The 18,694-nt window shown below is 45.6% G+C and carries 14 protein-coding genes; 3 read left to right on the top strand and 11 right to left on the bottom strand.

The annotated features are described in order from the left end of the window. Nucleotides 1-112: 112 nt before the first annotated feature. Together JMW39_RS03590 and JMW39_RS03585 are read right to left on the bottom strand one after the other, a co-directional pair. Nucleotides 113-1,246 (bottom strand): flavin monoamine oxidase family protein, encoded by a 1,134-nt coding sequence (locus tag JMW39_RS03590; RefSeq protein WP_201543908.1) that lies wholly within the window; start codon nucleotides 1,244-1,246, stop codon nucleotides 113-115. A 1-nt stretch (nucleotide 1,247) separates the two neighbouring features. Then, nucleotides 1,248-1,961 (bottom strand): cupin domain-containing protein, encoded by a 714-nt coding sequence (locus tag JMW39_RS03585; RefSeq protein ID WP_201543905.1) that lies wholly within the window; start codon nucleotides 1,959-1,961, stop codon nucleotides 1,248-1,250. A 106-nt stretch (nucleotides 1,962-2,067) separates the two neighbouring features. Here JMW39_RS03585 and JMW39_RS03580 point away from each other — a divergent pair, with 106 nt between their 5' ends. Then, nucleotides 2,068-3,003, top strand: coding sequence for a LysR substrate-binding domain-containing protein (locus JMW39_RS03580; RefSeq protein ID WP_201543903.1), 936 nt, complete (start codon nucleotides 2,068-2,070; stop codon nucleotides 3,001-3,003). A 136-nt stretch (nucleotides 3,004-3,139) separates the two neighbouring features. Here JMW39_RS03580 and JMW39_RS03575 read toward each other — a convergent pair whose 3' ends face one another. The 6 genes from JMW39_RS03575 to JMW39_RS03550 form a co-directional block, all read right to left on the bottom strand. Continuing rightward, nucleotides 3,140-4,426, bottom strand: a complete 1,287-nt coding sequence (locus JMW39_RS03575) for an NAD(P)/FAD-dependent oxidoreductase (RefSeq protein WP_201543901.1) — start codon at nucleotides 4,424-4,426, stop codon at nucleotides 3,140-3,142. Nucleotides 4,427-4,443: 17 nt separating this feature from the next. After that, complete coding sequence (gene nhaC / locus JMW39_RS03570; RefSeq protein WP_201543899.1) at nucleotides 4,444-5,904, bottom strand: Na+/H+ antiporter NhaC; 1,461 nt, start codon at nucleotides 5,902-5,904, stop codon at nucleotides 4,444-4,446. A gap of 279 nt (nucleotides 5,905-6,183) precedes the next feature. Next, entirely contained in the window at nucleotides 6,184-7,674 is a 1,491-nt protein-coding gene (locus JMW39_RS03565; protein ID WP_201543897.1) for an aldehyde dehydrogenase family protein, read from the bottom strand. A gap of 168 nt (nucleotides 7,675-7,842) precedes the next feature. Beyond that, nucleotides 7,843-9,243, bottom strand: a complete 1,401-nt coding sequence (locus JMW39_RS03560; RefSeq protein ID WP_413786214.1) for a VOC family protein — start codon at nucleotides 9,241-9,243, stop codon at nucleotides 7,843-7,845. 199 nt (nucleotides 9,244-9,442) lie between these two features. Beyond that, nucleotides 9,443-10,714, bottom strand: a complete 1,272-nt coding sequence (locus JMW39_RS03555; protein ID WP_201543893.1) for an aspartate aminotransferase family protein — start codon at nucleotides 10,712-10,714, stop codon at nucleotides 9,443-9,445. Nucleotides 10,715-10,983: 269 nt separating this feature from the next. Further along, complete coding sequence (locus JMW39_RS03550) at nucleotides 10,984-11,931, bottom strand: LysR substrate-binding domain-containing protein (RefSeq protein ID WP_201543891.1); 948 nt, start codon at nucleotides 11,929-11,931, stop codon at nucleotides 10,984-10,986. Between the two features lie 415 nt (nucleotides 11,932-12,346). Between JMW39_RS03550 and JMW39_RS03545 the strand changes: the two genes are divergently transcribed. Continuing rightward, entirely contained in the window at nucleotides 12,347-13,546 is a 1,200-nt protein-coding gene (locus JMW39_RS03545; RefSeq protein ID WP_201543889.1) for a sugar transporter, read from the top strand. Nucleotides 13,547-13,654: 108 nt separating this feature from the next. Here the strand turns inward: JMW39_RS03545 and arfB are convergent, their stop codons facing one another. After that, on the bottom strand, nucleotides 13,655-14,068 hold the full coding sequence (arfB, locus tag JMW39_RS03540; protein WP_201543887.1) for an alternative ribosome rescue aminoacyl-tRNA hydrolase ArfB: 414 nt from the start codon (nucleotides 14,066-14,068) through the stop codon (nucleotides 13,655-13,657). Nucleotides 14,069-14,422: 354 nt separating this feature from the next. Between arfB and uvrA the strand changes: the two genes are divergently transcribed. Then, nucleotides 14,423-16,990 carry an excinuclease ABC subunit UvrA gene (gene uvrA / locus JMW39_RS03535; protein WP_201543885.1) on the top strand — a complete coding sequence of 856 codons (2,568 nt, stop codon included), beginning with the start codon at nucleotides 14,423-14,425 and terminating at the stop codon, nucleotides 16,988-16,990. Nucleotides 16,991-17,101: 111 nt separating this feature from the next. Here the strand turns inward: uvrA and JMW39_RS03530 are convergent, their stop codons facing one another. Together JMW39_RS03530 and JMW39_RS03525 are read right to left on the bottom strand one after the other, a co-directional pair. Then, nucleotides 17,102-17,863: an SDR family oxidoreductase gene (locus JMW39_RS03530; RefSeq protein ID WP_201543883.1), complete on the bottom strand. Its 762-nt coding sequence runs from the start codon at nucleotides 17,861-17,863 to the stop codon at nucleotides 17,102-17,104. A 45-nt stretch (nucleotides 17,864-17,908) separates the two neighbouring features. After that, the gene (locus JMW39_RS03525) at nucleotides 17,909-18,691 is read right to left on the bottom strand and encodes an SDR family NAD(P)-dependent oxidoreductase (protein ID WP_201543881.1); all 783 of its coding nucleotides are present in this window, start codon (nucleotides 18,689-18,691) and stop codon (nucleotides 17,909-17,911) included. Nucleotides 18,692-18,694 lie beyond the last annotated feature (3 nt).

Raw genomic sequence — 18,694 nt, 5'->3', positions numbered from 1 at the left:
TCGATACAGTGCGACTGGGATGAATTTTTCGTAGCCTCTGTGATAACAGCAAGCAAGGAAAATTTATACCAGTCGCACATAGCTATAACGTAGCGCTTTTATTTTGAACTGACTATACTATCAACTCAGGTAAATTTTTAACGCCGATACTTGCTGCATCGATAGCACCCGCAATATAACCGGGGAACTGTTCTGACCACTCGCTACCAATACCGGTCAGACCGTTTGCCCATATGCCAGATAATGCTTTAGACATAGGTGCAGCGGCATGCTGACCATCACTATTAACGTCGGCAGCAGTTGCCGTAAAGGGCTCTTGCGCCCAATCTTTAAGATACTCAGCCTTAGGCGAGTCTGCTTGCTCCCCAAATAAACGCACCAGTTGCGCACGACAATGCGCCTTCAATACTTCTGCGGAGACACTTTGGCGTGTGGCTGCAGGTACACCTATAAAGCCAAATAATGCCCCGCTGCCATCTGCCACCGATGCATCATGAATCTCAACCATTGGTCCTTGTCCGCTGCGTGCTGAGCCTGACAATCCTTGTTCTTGCCAAAACGGACTGTCATAAACAGCAAGGTACTTAGCGTGCGGCGCCATCCAAGTAGCCGTTCCTCGCCACTGTGTCGTGATATTAGCGGGTAAAGCTGGCTCAAAGGTTATGCTTTCTTCTGCCAATCGAGGCGGTAGCGCCAGTAACACATGCTGCGCTTGCCATTGCTGTGTCTGAAAAACAGCCACTTGCCCAGACTCATCTTCGCTAGTGATTTCAATATACTGCCCAGTATTATGCAACTGATGCACTTTTTGATTGGTCAAAATTCGCGTGGCATCTAAACGCTGATAAAGTGCTTCAATCAATGTCGCCATACCACCCTTAAGCCGCATAGACGGCGGCGCACTTTTATAGCCATGTGTACGCATAGCAGACTCATTAGGCAAGCGCTCAACCAGCATATCTCCCTCCTCGAATTGCGCAAAACTCTCTAATTGCAATTCATCAATCAGACGCGCCAACTGCTGCTGATATTCTGGCCAAAACCATGATGGTCCCAAATCAAAACCATTCATTTTATCCGTTATTTGTGCAGTATTTAAATCCGTTGGCCGCGCTGTTACAATACGACCGCCCAAGGTTGGACGCGCTTCTAAGAGCACATAATCAACGCCTTTTTTCTCTAATAAATAAGCCGCATATAAGCCACTTAAGCCACCACCTACAATCGCCACAGTTACTGTTTGCATATTATGCTCCTTCCACGTCAGCGCCGATGATATGAGACAAATGACCAGTTTTGAGATAAAACGTAGCGCAGTACTCGCCTGCTTTTATTTTGGGAAGCGCACCTACCGGTAAGCGTATCCAGCCACCGCGAGTATAGGTTTGAGGGTTAGCTGTTATCTCTCCTTTTATAAGCTCGTCCTTTATCAATTCACCGTCTAGTACCAGTATCTCTGCGCCGCCTTTGACTGCGTCGGTAAATAGCACTTCATGAGCATCTAAGCGCTGTAAGCTGACCTGTTCGCTGGCGTCTGAAAATAAATGACAAACATCACGATTACTTTGTTTCTGCCAATTTGCCGCATCGTTGGTATCGATGGCGACATAACGTGCCTCTTCTGCTGGCATTTGCCAAAGTTTGACAAAAATAACCGCGCCTTCTTTACTATACGGTTGATGGCCAGAGTTTGGTGGATTGCGTAAGTACCAACCCGCTGGATAATCGATATTATCTGCCGAAAAAGTACCCGACAACACCAAAATCTCTTCGCCGCCCGGGTGCAAGTGATGTGGAAAATTAGAATCAGGGGCATAGCGCACGATACTGGTGGCACGGGCTTTTTCTGCGCCGACACGGTCAAGCATGACACGTTCAACACCATTTTGCGGTGATGACACCCATTGATATTGTTCGGGCGCTAATGAAGCACGGCGGGTAAAATCTGCATTGATAAGCATAAGATATTTTCCAAAGATAAAGTTTAATGCCGTCGATTATCAACTGATTTACATCGGTTGACAAACGAGATAATATTCACTTATCTAAAAGAAAATATTTGTCGCTATGAAAAAACTTGTGTATTTAAATGCCCTACGTGCGTTGGAAGCGAGCGCCCGTCATCAAAGTTTTTCTGCGGCAGCAGAGGAACTCAACGTGACTCCTGCTGCCGTTGGACAACTGGTTCGTAGTTTGGAGGATTCGGTAGGACTACCGCTGTTTTATCGCAAGACCAGTGGTAAATCGCGCTTAATCCCCACTAAAACAGTCGAGCTGGCATTGCCTCATATTCGTGCCGGATTAGACAGCTTGGCACAAGGATTGGCGCAGTTACAAGCAGGATCAAATAGCGGCGTGCTTACGGTAACCGTCAGCCCTGCCTTTGCCGCTAAATGGCTGTTACCGCGTATCGATCGATTCCAAAGCCTGCAACCAGATATCGATGTACGGCTTGATATCAGTGCCAAATCGATAGACTTTGCCGTTCAAGACGTGGATATCGGCGTACGCTATGGTGCTGGCACTTGGGCAGGATTGCTGAGCGAAAAGCTGATGGAAGAGGAGATTTATCCGGTTTGCTCGCCGCAATTATTACAAGGAAAAAGCGCGCTTTATTTGACCCAAGAAACGCTCATTCATGACCGCTCAATGGATGGTTATATTGGTTTTCCTTCGTGGGATGATTGGCTTGCACAAGCAAGTTTAACTAATGCAGCGCTCACCAAAGTAGATACCTCGCGAGGGATGCAAATCAATAACTCAGCAGCGGTGCTACAAGCGGTCATCAATGGTCATGGTGTTGCGTTGGCGCGTAGTGTGATGGCACATGATGATGTCGCTGCCGGACGTTTGATGCGATTATTTCCTGAGATTACCTTTAGCTCGCCACTGGCTTATTACGTCGTTTATCAAGCGGAATCTGCCAATATGACAAAGCTTAAAGCCTTTCGCGATTGGCTATTTGCAGAAGTGTTGTCCACTCATGAGAACAAATTTATTTAAGTATAGTCAGCTCAATATAAAAAGGTATAGCCGATTCAATTTAGAGAAAAATACTGCCTAAACCTATTCAGCGGTTTAGGCAAAGTTCAGCATTCTTCTCAGAATAGGGCGTGTTCTTATTCCCTACCCAACTTTCCTACCCAATGATTCTCAAGCATTGACCTGCATGATACAAAGTCAGTCCCAGCTCAGTAAAGCCAGACTTGATACTTCCAAAAGAGACTTTTGCCTCTTCTAAAGTCTTAAATGGTAAGGGGATACTGTCTCTATTACCCGTCATTATATAGTCTGCAAAGCACTTACCCATTAGCGTGCCTGTCGTAATGCCGCGACCGTTATAAGCCGTTGCTGTCAGCAAGCCCTCAGCGGGCTCCATGACTCGAAAAATATGATCTTGCGTAAAGCCAAAGCTACCAGTCCATTCATACTGCCACTTAAATGCTGGCAAATCTGGATAATAGCTTTTTTGCACCGCATTGGCCCATGATTGATAAAAGGATTTTGGTTTAAGCTGTGTACCACCCACCGTTCCCAATAATAGGCGATCATCGTCATCACGGCGAAAGCTAGACAAGGCCAAGCGTGTATCCCATGCCCCTGTTTTGTATGGCAAAATCCGATCTGCCGCCTCTCCGCTGAGCGGCTCAGATGCAATCTGATAATAATAAACCAGATAAAATGTCTTTTTAATTTCTGTCCATTCGCCTTCGGTATAAGCGTTGGTTGCAATAATGACGCGCTCAGATTTCACGCGCGCTTTAGAAGTCCTTGCATACCAATAGCCATCCACCTTTTCTAAGGCTTCAACAGCGGAATGCTCATAGATAGTGACGCCAAGATCTTTTGCTACTTTGGCCAGCCCTCTGACATAAGCTAGCGGGTTTATGGTACCAGCACGATGATCGAGTAGTGCCTTATTGATATTCTTGGTACCACAATATTCATGGCATTTACTGCCGGTTAATACCTCAACATTCGCACCGCGACGGCTAAGCTGCTCGTATCTAATATCGACATCGACTTCACCTTTAGCGTTATGTGCCATATGGATATTACCGGCTTGGGTGGCTTGTGCATCGATATTATAACGCTTGATTAAATCAAACACTAAGCTTGGCGCTTGTCCAAGGGCTTCTGTCAGACGCTCACCGGCTGCTTCACCTAGCGCAATATTCAAATCATCAGGGCGTGCCCAAGTACCTGCATTGACAAGACCGACACTTTTACCCGAGCCGCCACTGCCTATCGTATGGCTCTCTAAGAGGATAACTTTGACACCTTTTTCTGCCAAATGAATCGCAGCCGATAACCCTGTATAACCGCCGCCTATAATACAGATAGTTGCTTCAGTATCGCTATTCATCTGGCTGTAGGTATCAATAATAGGTGCGGTCATATTCCACAAACATTGCTCTTGCAACATCTTATATTCCTTCTAAATTACGCGTTGTCTACAGTGGAGAGCGTGCTTGTGTCGTTATTAACAGTAGGTTCTTCACGGGGGATGAATTTGTTCAAGACCACCCATAACAAGCCAAATAGAGGCGATAACCAGCAGGCGAAAGCAAATGGCGCATAAGTGAGTGTCGCAATACCTAAGGTTGCGGCGACGAAACTACCGCCCATGTTCCAAGGAATAAGGGGAGATAACAGGGTGCCAGTATCTTCGATAGAACGGGTAAGCGTCGTGCGCTTGTAGCCCATCTCTTGATACTTGTCTTTGAGTAGGCGACCTGGCAACACCAATGTGGTATAGACGTCACCGATGAGCGTACCCACACCGAGCGTGCTAGCATAAGTGGTAATCACTAAACCGAATCTCGATTTCACCATTTTATTGATTTTTGCCATGATGGCTTTGAGCGTACCGTAATGCTCAATGGCGCCGACGAATGCTAAGGCAAATATGGTTAAGGTCACAACCCATGTCATCGACATGACACCGCCTTTAGACAGCAGTTGGTCAACGACAGCAAATCCAGTCTTACTGACAAAGCCATTTTGTAGGACGTTAAAGATATCGTGAATACCCACACCTTGCATAAAGAAAGCGACTAATCCTGCAACCACCACACCTGATAATACCGTTGGAATGGCTGGCATTTTCATCACCGCCGCAATGACAACGACAACAGCAGGCAATAAAGTAATAATACTAAGGTTATAGTTAGCTGCTAGCGAGGCTTGAATGTCTCTGATTGATGTTAAATCGACATTTTCTGCGCCGTAGCCCATCCCAATCCAAGCATAGATAATTAGGGCAGTCACCATGGCAGGTACCGTGGTGGGCAACATACCGCGAATGTGTTCCCAAAGGTCAACACCGGCAGCGGCTGGTGTTAAGTTGGTGGTGTCAGATAATGGAGACATTTTGTCACCAAAAAAAGCGCCAGAAACAATAGCACCGCCTGTTAGTGACGGCGGAATACCTAGTCCTAAACCAATACCCATCATCGCAAGGCCGACCGTGCCGACCGTTCCCCACGAGGTACCCGTTGCGACAGATATAATGGAACAGATAAGACAAACAGAGACTAGGAATGACGAGGGAGAAAAAATGCTAAAGCCATAATATAAAATCGTGGGAACGGTACCAGCGATAATCCAAGCACCGATGAGCATACCAACGCCCATCAAGATGATCATGGCAGGTAGACCGATTTTCACGACCTTTAAGAAACTCTCTTCCATGCCATGCCAGTCACGGCGCCGCAGCTTCATAAACAAGCCAGTAATTAAAATACCGCAAGCCAAAGGAATGTGAGGGGTAAAATCTTTGAATACAAAAAACTGAACCATCAGAATAATGGCAGTCAACACCAGAGGTGCAATATCTAATAAAAAACTAGAAGACGGACCATAGCCATCTTTAGCTTCGTCATAAGGTTTATTATCCATCATAAGACACCTACCTTCCTTAGTAGTGGAAACTACTGCCATAAAAATAACAGTAGTAGAAACAACCAATCCATGGCTGCCGATAATTCTAAAAAGGGGATAAAAAGCCTGTTTTTGAAATCATGAATATTTATTCATCACTTCCGCAGGCTTTATTAATAAAATAAAAATACTTGATAATTAGTTTGTTAAATAGGCTCTGAGCCTACTTAACAAACATCACAACACGTGATTGATAAAGACTATTAAATGACACTATTTATTAGTGACATACCGTTGTTATTAGCCAAAGTTGATGCCTTGCGCGAGTGGTAGCTCGGTTGAGTAGTTGACCGTATTGGTCTGACGGCGCATATAGGCTTTCCATGCATCTGAACCTGATTCGCGACCACCGCCGGTTTCTTTTTCACCGCCGAATGCGCCGCCAATCTCAGCGCCACTGGTGCCGATGTTGACGTTAGCGATACCGCAATCACTGCCGCGATCACTGAGGAAAGTTTCAGCTTCACGTAAGTCATTGGTAAAGATACAAGAAGACAGCCCTTGTGGGACATCGTTCTGCATCGCCAGCGCATCGTCAAACTCTTTATAAGGCATGACGTATAAAATTGGCGCAAACGTCTCACTACGTGCCACGTCATTTTGCTCATCAAGCTCAACAATCGCAGGAGTCACATAATAGGCATCGGGGAACTTATCCATCAGGACTCGTTCGCCGCCCGTGATTTTCCCGCCAGTCTTACGAGCCTTTTCTAACGCCGCTTGCATGTTATTAAAGCTGTCTTCATCAATCAGTGGACCGACCAAATTACCTTCGAGCGGATGGCCGATGCTCACAGTATCGTAGGCAGACTTAACGCGCGGTAAGATATCGTCTTTGACCGACTCATGAACGAACAGACGACGTAAGGTGGTGCAACGCTGACCTGCCGTTCCCACTGCGGAGAATAGAATGCCACGTAGCGCCAAATCCAAGTCCGCCGTTGGTGCCAAAATCATGGCGTTATTACCACCAAGCTCAAGCAAGCATTTACCAAAACGCTCAGCCACTTTGGGTCCTACTTCCCGGCCCATGCGTGTACTGCCCGTAGCACTAACCAAGGCAATGTCTTTATTTTCAACCAAAGCATTACCGATATCGGTTTTGCCCAATATGATTTGCGATAAATATGCTGGTGCCTCACCAAATTTTGCCAACGCTTTTTCAAATAATGCTTGGCACGCTAAGGCGACGAGCGGGGTTTTTTCTGAAGGCTTCCAGATGACAGGGTTGCCACAGACGATGGCCAACGCAGTGTTCCAAGACCAAACGGCGACGGGGAAGTTAAAGGCAGAGATGACGCCGATGACACCAAGTGGATGCCATGTCTCACGCATGTGGTGACCCGGGCGTTCTGAGGCGATGGTTAGACCATAAAGCTGACGCGATACGCCCACGGCAAAGTCACAGATATCAATCATTTCTTGGACTTCGCCAAGGCCTTCTTCTTTGATTTTTCCGGCTTCTAATGATACTAAGATACCTAAATCTTCTTTGTGCTCACGCAGGACTTCACCCAACAGACGAATCAACTCACCACGTTTAGGGGCAGGAACGACACGCCATTCTTGAAAAGCTTGTTTGGCATTTTGGATTTTAGTATCGACGTCGGCGACTGTATCTAATGTGACTTTACCGATGACTGAGCCATCAATTGGGGTGGTGACTTCAAAGTCGCCATTTTGATAGTGTGCTTCTTCTACGCCCATTGCAGACATATATTGCTTAATCATAATCAATCCCTTGCATATTGGTATAATGGTTTACTACGTCCTTGACTGACTTATAAAATTACCCTGCTACCTACTAAGTTGCAAAATAATAAATTTCTTGCAGTCATTCCTTTTTGGAATGACGTGCTAATAAGTCGGCTATACGCTAGACATTTCTAGCATAATTTGTTAGATACTAACACTAGACAGGCACTGCTCAAGACTTTGAGCTTGCATCGCTTCATACAATGCCATCTCATCGTGAATAGCTGCTCCCAAATCACGCTCAAAACTTTGTTGGCTTGAGCGACCGTCATATTGGCTTGGCTGCGCCTGTTGCAGATTTGATTGGAAAATGCCAGCGGCACTGACGGGCAAAAAATCCTCATAAACGATAGGTTCAATGCGAAGTACCTCATCATTAATCAGAGCGCTCAGCTTAGCATTAGGCACTTTATTCAAATCATCATTGGTTAAGGTAGCGGCCAATAATGCTTGACCATCTTCAGAATCTAGGGTGCTATCCGTCAACTGGTAATAAAAATACGCCAGCCCTTCATCGTGTAGAGTTTGATAATTATCAGGAAAAGCGGTAAATGCTTCGGCTAAAATTTGATTGTACTGAGCCGCATTATCCTCACTTGGGGTAGCGCCAAGCTGGCGGCGAGCTGCAGCCAATAATTCATCATAAAGCGCGCGACCCTTTTGCGTTAATGCCACACCGCGTTGCTCAATCTCTCCAAAGCGCGCGGTATGATACCCTTGCTCATACTCTTCATGGCTAGCGTCTGAGTTATTAGCAACTTTAAAGCCAACCGCTTCTTGTAGCGCCTTAAAACTGGTTTGCCTTAATAATATAGGACACGCTCTACGCGGCGGTCCTTCGATGATGGCTTTTGAGGGTATGCCGCGGGCTTGCATACCATGTTGTACGGCATCAATATCCAAGGTTCGAGGCGTTAAATGATTGATATGCGGGCCCTTAAAGCCGACCACATCAGCGACAAGTGGATGCTGATCTAGTAAGCGCTGATAGAGCGCTTTTGCCACCGGCGTTTTATCATGCCAACGAAATGTCTCTAGCGCTTCTTGGACAAACTGCTGTGCTTGCTCAGTGGTCAAGCCACCTTGCGCCTCGAAAATCTTAATTAGCTCAATAACTTCAGTAGTGAATATCTGACGCTGCGCCAATGTGGCCGTGGCTTCTTGTTGTAAGGTCTCATCGGCAATCAAATCTAAACGCAATAACGAGGTAAATACTCGAAAAGGACTTTTATGCAATGCGTGCGAGTCAAGCGCACGAAAGGCTGTTGAGTGGACTGGCACACCAGCAGGTGCTAAATCGTAGTAGCCAACAGGGTACATACCCATCACCGCAAAGAGACGGCGCATCATGCTCAGCTCTGCTGCGGTACCCAGTCGAATCGCCCCGTGGCGCTCCATGCTCAGACGCTCAATCTCGCCCGTATGTAGCAGTTGTGATTTGACATCGGGGTGTGAGGTTAACACCTCTGCATTGACATCACTGACCAAATCAACCAAGTCACCGTATAGCGGCACCTCATTTTGGTACATGGCTGACATGGCCATAGAAAAATGATGACGTATATCATCGCTGCAGATAAAATCCTCATCTAGACTGACGCTATTATTTTTCACAAATAAACATCCTTGTAATAGAGTTAATAAATTTTTAGCTTAATAATAAGTATTTTATTTCGAGCATTTGGTTATAACGATGCGCTATCTGTCCTAAGTACTCTTAAATATTCCTAAACATACCTAAGCATTAAGCGACAGGTAACCCATCAGGAAGTGCGATGAGCACCTCTTTTAGAATAGCTAACCCTTCTTTTAGGATCTCAGTTTCTATGGTTAGTGGCGGCAATAAGCGGATGATATGGCGATGTTGCCCACTTGGCATCAGCAATAGACCACGCTCGCGTGCTTTGGTTAATACTTGCGCCATCACACTTGGATGCACATCATGCTCAGGATGGCGCAGCTCGATACCGCGCATCGCACCGATACCCGTAAGACCAAACAACCAAGGCGAGATACCTTCTTGCTGCCATTGGCTGATGGTCGTCTCAATCGTCTGGGCATAATGCTTAGCGGACTGCCAAACGTCATCGCCCTCCATGATATCGAGCGTGGCATTGGCAGCGGCGCAGGCGACTGGATTGCCCGAATAGGTACCACCCAAACTGCCTTTGGGTAGACCATTGACCACACTAGCCTTGCCTATGACTGCGCCTAAGGGCAAGCCGCCCGCGATACTTTTGCCAAGTAAGATAAGATCAGGCTCTATGCCTAAATGGGTAAAAGCAAATGGCGTGCCAGTACGTCCATAACCAGATTGGATTTCATCCATGATGAGTAACATGTCGTGCTCATCACAAAACTTACGTAGATACTGCGCAAAGGTGGGCGACAACAACTGGAAACCGCCTTCCCCTTGTACGGGTTCGACGATGATGGCACCGATATTGTCGATATCGGTTTCTACCACAAATAAACGCTGTAGCGCGTCAATCGCTTGCTCGTCGCTGACGTTGTTATCGTGACTGGGGAAAGGAATGTGATAAACGCCGCTGGCCAAGGCACCAAGTCCGCGCTTATAAGGCGCGACCTTACCATTGAGATTGACGGCAGCCAGAGTGCGTCCATGAAACCCACCATCAAATGCAATGACGCCCGTGCGACCCGTTTTCATACGCGCTATTTTTATGGCATTTTCGGTCGCTTCTGCGCCGCAGTTGGTAAGCATACCTGCCAGCTCACCGCTGATAGGCACAAGCTCACACAATCGCGGCATAAAGGTTTGGTACGGCTGATGCGCTGCCGCATTGTAGGCATAGTGAATCAGCGACTGGGCTTGATGAATGATGGCGTCAACGATGTGAGGGTGGCAATGACCAAAGTTTAAAACACCAATACCGCCGACAAAATCTATATAGCTGCGGTCATTATCGTCCCAAACTCTGGCGTTTTTTCCTTTGATGAGCGTGAGCGGATGCACCATCGTAAAGGCATCGGTCACGTTATAAAGCTTGTCCATGATGAATCTCTATCTCTTCCTTGAGTTAGACTCATTTCAACAAAACATCACTTAGGCAGCAAACGAATAATAGTTGTGGTGGCATTCCTTTTCGTCATTGCCAGTATATTTATTCACCAAACCATTTCTTTAAAAACAAAAAACTGCGTATTAAGGCAGCTTTTTAGATTGGTGTAGCTGCTCACATCGGGTAATTAAATTCTCACCACAGTTAGTTTTTCAGGATAAAAGTCACAAAAATATCACTATAAAAATACGACCGAAGGGCGTTATAAAATCAGCCCTAACGCCTTTTCGCGCTCATCTGAGATTGCCAAATAGGCCGTAATCCATTCTAAAACTGCTTTTACCTTATGTGATTGTCCCGAAGAGAGAGGATAAGTCACATAATAGCTGCCGCGACCCTTTGCCGCATAATCCCACGCCATCACCAAAGCGCCTGATTGCAGCTCGGGTTCGACCAAACGTAACGGCACCAAAGCAATACCATAGCCAAGTAAGGCGGCAGAAATGCAAGCATGAAAGGTCTCAAAACGCGGACCTACAAAGGTGCCATCAACGCTGACATCTTGCTGCTTAAAATACTCATACCACGCACTTAAGCGCGAGCTTATTTGCAATAGCACATAGTCATCTAAACACTCAGCACTCAGTGTTTTATCTCGCAAATACTGTGGCTGACAGACTGCAACGCAGTATTCATCAAACAATTTTATAGCTTCCATATTGCTCCACATGCCATCACCATATAAAAAAGCAATATCGACATTTTGGTCTTCAGAAAAAAATGGCCCCGCCAGCTCTTTAATATCCAAGTTAATAAGGGGGTATTCTTGACAAAAGCCACTCAGCGCTGGAATCAACCAACGGGCACAAAATGTAGGATGCGAGACAATTTTTAGCAGCTCGGTATTACTGCTATGCGACATCAAATTGGTGGTCGCTACCTCGATATGCTTTAAAATCTCTAAAACTTCAAGATAATATACTTTACCAGCAGGGGTCAGTGAAATCCGATGCGGCGTCCGATAAAACAAAGACAGGTTTAGCATCTCCTCCAACTGCGCCACTTGCTTACTGATGGCGCTTTGAGTCATGTGCATCTCTTGCGCCGCATTGGTAAAACTCAAATGACGGGCAGCGGTCTCAAAACATTGCAGCGCCGTCGTTGAAGGGTATCTTCTAAAGGCTAATGGTTTATTGGTGTCGGTTTTCATAGATTGTTTTTCTTTTATCCCATCTTAGTAAAATATTAATAACTATTTAAAATCACGTTATCAGGCATTTCTAGCCTATGGCGTCATCATACCTATATTCAAGCTTAAATAGCGATACCTCACCATAAGCACTATGTAACTGACACTGCTACCATTATCGGTTTTACTTAATCATGAATTTGAAAGTCCACTTAATTATTCAGTCGCCAATTTTAAAGACTCTCGTACAAAAAACACCGTCGATTACTGATAAAATAGAGATCTCTGATGATAGGCTCTGACATACCGCAACTGATTTGCTATCTTGACCTCGTCCTTTTCATCATAACGACGTATTTCCGCCATTATTCTTAAGCTCAAAATTATTTTAAGCTAACTTTCGTTATTAGCGCCCTCTTTATTTGTATTGGATCATATGAAACATAACCTTGAGGTGAGCGCAAATGCTCGCCGAACTCAGTATTTTCAAGTATTTTTGATGGGCGTCAGCGCCTTTATTATGAATACCACCGAATTTGTCCCCGTTGCTCTATTAAGTGACATCGCCCAAGATTTTTCTATCACCACGGCAGAGACTGGCTGGATGTTGACGCTGTATGCGTGGATTGTCGCGGCCATGTCATTGCCATTGATGCTGCTTACCAGCCGCTTTGAGCGCAAAAGCTTACTTTTGGGCTTGTTTGTGGTTTTTATTGCTAGCCACGTATTGTCAGTATTCGCATGGAGCTTTGATGTATTGCTGATTAGCCGAGTGGGCATTGCGCTATCACACGCGATATTTTGGTCCATCACCGCCGCAATTGCTATCCGCGTGGCACCAGAAGGTAAAAAGGCGCTAGCACTTAGCGTACTCGCGACCGGTACTTCATTGGCGATGGTGCTAGGCGTGCCATTAGGGCGCTTAGTCGGTCAATGGTTTGGCTGGCGGGCAACATTTGGTGGTATTGGGGTGATTGCTTTTATCGTATTTATCTTGCAAGCAAGGCTATTGCCAACACTACCAAGTATGTTTGAAGGCTCTTTTAGAAAGATTCCAGAACTGCTCAAAAACCCGTTATTGGTCTGTCTATATTTACTCATTTTATTGGTATTTACCGCCCACTATACGGCTTATTCTTATATCGAACCCTTTATGCGGCAGGTTGGTGCTATTAGTGAAAACGCCGCGACTGTTGTCTTGCTATTATTTGGAGTAGCTGGGATTGCGGGCAGTGTGATATTCAGTCGGTGGGGTGATCGTTTTAATACCAGATTGATGCTGACATCGATAATATTAATGCTAATCTCTATGCTGGTTCTATTGTTTGCCGTGACCTCCATCTGGGCACTCAGCTTGATTGCGTTACTTTGGGGCGCGGCGCTTATGCTGCTGATTATCTCCATGCAAGCAAAGGTCATCATGGTAGATGTCACAGCACAAGACATGCTGATGTCGATGTTCTCAGGGATTATTAACTTAGGGATTGGTGCAGGTGCGCTATTCGGTGGTTATGCAGTGACGCATATTTCCATATCAAGCGTGGGCTATGTAGGTGCAGCTATCGCCAGTGTGTCACTGCTATTGATGTTGTTTATGATAAAACGCTTTCCTGAGTTAAGCAGAAGACTTGGTTAGCTAAAAATCTGATAGTAAATAAGCCTATAAAAAAATGCCAGCCACTTAAAGGCGCTGGCATTTTGCTGTTTGGTTTATTTAAAAGTAGCAAAAAAAAGAGCTGCCTATTTAAAAATCCACTTTACCGCGTAACACTTTGGTTTTACCGCGCTGGGTTTTTTGATCGACGCGTTTACTTTTGGCATTTCTACTCGGTTTGGTAGGCTTGCGAGTTTTATTGACATAAGTGGCTTTTACAATAAAGCTCTGCAGCCGCTCAAACGCATCAATCCTATTGCGTTCTTGAGTACGAAACTGCTGCGCCTTAATAATAAGCACGCCTTCTTTGGTGATTCGATTGTCTTTACTGTCTAATAAACGCTGCTTGTTGATATCACTTAAACTTGACGCATGAATATCAAAGCGCAAATGAATCGCAGAGGACACTTTATTAACGTTTTGCCCACCTGCCCCTTGTGCGCGTATAGCGCTAATTTCAACTTCACTGTCATTAAGACTGATATTACTGCTGATAAAAATCATAAAATACTTTTATAAATCATGGATAGATGAGGTTAATGATAAAGCATTCTCAATTAACTCGCTACTTGCCTGCTTAACGGTTCTCAAAAATCCATATTTCTTAACATCTATAATCTGCAATTTATAAGGTAAACCTCATAAATGTTATCGTTTGACGTCACTATGTCTATCCTCTGTCTGTAAAGCGTAAGCCCGTCCAAAAATTCTTTTTTGCCATGCTAGGATGATTTTAAATTACTAAGACATTTTTTGATTAGCTGTCTATTTAACAATCAAACTTTTTAATAAACAAATTCTTAGCCCATACTTTTAAAACTAAAACTAAAACTACGAGCTGATAGGAATAAGTCCTTTATGAGCAAAAATAATAATAAAACTAAATCTTCTTTTACCACCAACCAAGTCTCAGCTGATAACAGCATTCAGGTCAGAGGCGCGCGGGTGCATAATCTCAAAAATGTCGATGTTGATTTACCGCGCAATGCGTTGGTTGTTTTTACGGGTATATCAGGCTCGGGCAAATCTTCGCTGGCATTTGGTACTCTCTTTGCAGAGTCACAGCATCGCTATCTTGACTCAGTATCGCCTTATGCGCGGCGCTTGATAGACCAAGTTGGCGAGCCTGATGTCGATTCGATAGAAGGCTTGCCACCAGCCGTCGCCCTACAACAACAACGCGGTACGCCATCGGTACGCTCATCGGTTGGTAGCGTGACCACCATCTCAAATGGTCTGCGTATGCTGTACTCGCGAGCAGGCGAATACCCTGCTGGGCAAGACATGCTGTATGCCGATGCCTTTTCACCAAATACGCCAGAAGGTGCTTGCCCTACTTGCTCAGGTATTGGTCGCGTGTTTGAGGTCACAGAAGATTTGCTCGTGCCCGATAAGACTAAAACCATTCGAGAACGCGCCATTGCTGCATGGCCACCGGCATGGCAAGGGCAAAACCTAAGTCGGATATTGACGACACTTGGCTACGATATCGATAAACCTTGGAACACGTTACCCAAGCAAACCCGCGATTGGATTTTATTTACCGATGAAACCCCAGAAGTGCCGGTTTACCCAGAATACAATCTCGAGCAAGTACGCGAGGCGATTAAAAAAGGTGAAAAGCCCAATTATAAAGGCACCTTTACCAGTGCAAAAAATTTCGTCTTACATTCTTTTGCCACCACCCAAAGTCCGCGTACCAAAAAACGTGTGGCGCAGTTTATGCAAATTTCAGAATGCCCGAGCTGCCATGGTAAAAAACTTAAAAAAGAATCGCTGTCGGTTAAATTTGCGGGGCTTGATATTGGTGAACTATCACAATTAACCTTGACTGAACTGGCGCTAAAAATTCAAGACGCTGCTAATAAAAAACTCAGCGATGATATGCTCGACCGTGAAAAAGCCATCGTTGCCAAGCGTATTTCCAGTGACATTTTATCGCGTGTGCAAGCGTTAACCAAACTTGGGCTAGGTTACTTATCCCTTGAACGCACCACACCTACCTTATCGCCCGGCGAGCTACAGCGCCTAAGACTTGGCACCCAAATTCGCTCTAAACTATTTGGCGTGGTTTACGTGCTCGATGAACCGTCTGCTGGCCTGCATCCTGCCGATACTCAGGCGCTATTAGGCGCTCTAGACGAGCTGGTAGAGGCGGGTAATTCATTATTCATTGTCGAGCATGATATCAGCGTCATTCGCCATGCCGATTGGATAGTCGATGTCGGACCAAAAGCGGGCAATCATGGCGGTGAAATCATGTATAGCGGCCCTGTCGAAGGCTTGCGAGATATCTCTGATTCCTATACTGGACAATATCTTTTCAATTATGATTCCATAGACCATCAATCGAAAAGCCAGCAATTAACAAGCCAGCAGCCAAGACAACCTAATCATTGGCTAAAGCTTGCTAATATCGAGCGCAATAATTTACAAGGGTTAGATATCGCATTTCCTTTAGGGATATTAACAACGGTAACAGGCGTTTCAGGTTCGGGGAAATCGAGTTTGGTCAGTCAGGCGTTGGTTGAACTGGTCTACAATGCGCTAGGGCAAAAAACCGTGATTGAAACGCCCACTGATGAAGCGACTTTACTTGAGCAAGAGCAACAAACGCCAATAGGCGGTGAGATAGTCAGTGGTATGGAGCATATAAAACGCTTAGTCACCGTCGACCAAAAAGCCATCGGGCGCACGCCGCGCTCGAATTTGGCGACTTATACTGGACTGTTCGACCATGTGCGCAAATTATTTGCCGCTACCAAAGAAGCAAAAGCGAGGCACTATGATGCCGGACGTTTTTCATTTAACGTTAAAAAAGGACGTTGCCCAAATTGTGAAGGCGTCGGTTTTGTCAGTGTTGAGCTGCTATTTCTGCCGAGTGTTTACTCGCCTTGCCAAGTTTGTCATGGTCAACGCTATAATGACGAAACCTTAGAAATTAATTATCAAGGTAAAAATATCGCTGAAGTGCTCGATTTAACGGTTGAAGCCGCTTCTGAATTTTTCGTTGATGACGCCCCGATAATGCGCGCATTAGACGCGCTATTAAAAGTTGGGCTTGGCTATTTAAGACTTGGGCAACCAGCGACCGAACTGTCTGGTGGCGAAGCACAGCGCATCAAACTTGCTACCGAACTGCAGCGTACCCAGCGCGGCGATACGCTGTATGTGCTCGATGAACCGACCACTGGCTTACATCCTTCTGATGTCGCGCTGCTGATGGCACAATTAAATGGGCTGGTCGCAACCGGTAATACCGTTATTATGGTTGAGCACGATATGCAAGTTGCTAGCAACAGCGATTGGATTATCGATATGGGCCCGGGTGCTGGCGATGAAGGTGGTCTTATTGTCGCAGAAGGTACGCCTAAAGAGATGGCTAAGTCCAAAGAGAGTCGCACTGCGCCTTTTTTATTGAGTTAGTATTGATATAGCAATGCAAGAAGTGAAATGGATGAATAAAAACATCGGTATAAAAAAACCGCATTACTATTAAAGTCATGCGGTTTTCTATTTTTAAACATGCATTGCTAACTAAGCAAGCATACCGCCATCTACAACGATCGTAGCGCCCGTCGTATAACTTGAGGCATCAGACACCAAATACAATACCGTGCCTGCCATCTCGTCAGGATGGGCAACACGCCCTAGAGGAATAGCGTGTAGCGCCATTTTTAAAACTTTATCATTGGTGGTCAACGCCGAGGCAAACTTGGTATCCGTTAAACCTGGCAATAAGGCATTGACGCGAATATTTAATGGACCGCACTCTTTGGCAAAGGCTTTGGTCATGCTGATGACAGCCGCTTTAGTGATTGAATAGATACCTTGCTTGTCACCTGCGACTAGGCCATTGACCGAAGCAGTATTTAAAATCACCCCGCCGCCCTGCTCGCGCATCATCTTGCCAGCAGCCGTCGACATAAAGAAATAACCGCGAATATTGACTTCAACGGTTTTATCAAAAGCAGCTAAGTCAGTATCTAAAATATGACCGTAGTAAGGATTTGCGGCGGCGTTATTTACTAAGATATCGATTTGACCAAACTCACTTTTTATATGCTCAAAAATCGCCTCAATCTGCGCCATCTCGCCCACATGACAAGCAAATGCACTGGCTTTATGACCGTCAGCGACGATGCTATCCGCCACTGCTTGGCAAGCATCAATCTTACGGCTAGAGACGATGACATGCGCGCCTCTTGAAGCCAATAGACGGGCGATAGATTCGCCAATACCGCGGCTAGCACCCGTCACCAAAGCAATTTTACCGGTTAAATCAAATAAATCTTTCATAGGTGTTCCTTATATTTTTAAATATTTTAATAAATACTTTTGATGTTAAGCCAACATACCGCCATCAAGGGTAAACGCATGACCATTCATAAAGCTGCTTTCATCGCTCGCCAGCCAAGCAATGGCTCCCGATACTTCATCAACTTCACCCAAACGGCGCAGTGGACTGGCATTAATAGTGGCTTTTTGCGCGCGCTCGCCCATCTTCGCCATGGTATTTTGCACCATTGGCGTATCAATAAAGCTTGGGCAAACGGCATTAAAGCGGATATTGACTCGAGCATATTCATGAGCAGCAGATTTAGTCAGCCCCATCACGCCATGTTTAGCCGCACTATAGGCGGATAACAGCGGCGCAGAACGCAGGCCTGCGATTGATGCCACATTAATCACATGCCCGCCACCATTCGGTGCCATACAAGTAACCGCAGCACGCATACAATGCCAAACACCTTTTAAATTAACGGCGATATTGCGATCAAAATCCTCATCGCTAAGCTCATGCATCGGCGCAGGTTGATGGTCGATACCCGCATTATTTATAACGACATCAAGACCACCAAGCGTTTCCATGGCAAAGGCAAATAATGCGCGTACTTCATCGCCGCTAGTGACATCAACTTTTTTAAAGACGATACTAGTACCAGCATCTTGCGCTTTCTTGGCAACAGCAGCACCCATCTCTTCTGCCAAATCGCCAATCACTACTTTAGCCCCGCGACTGGCTAACAATAGCGCACTTGCAACGCCAATTCCAGACGCACCGCCCGTGATTAAAATACGTTTACCGGTTACGTCTGAGGCAATTTTATTTGTATTCAGTGTCATGAT

Source organism: Psychrobacter immobilis, from assembly GCF_904846175.1.
GTDB lineage: Bacteria > Pseudomonadota > Gammaproteobacteria > Pseudomonadales > Moraxellaceae > Psychrobacter > Psychrobacter immobilis_E.
This window is presented reverse-complemented; position numbering and strand designations above follow the sequence as displayed.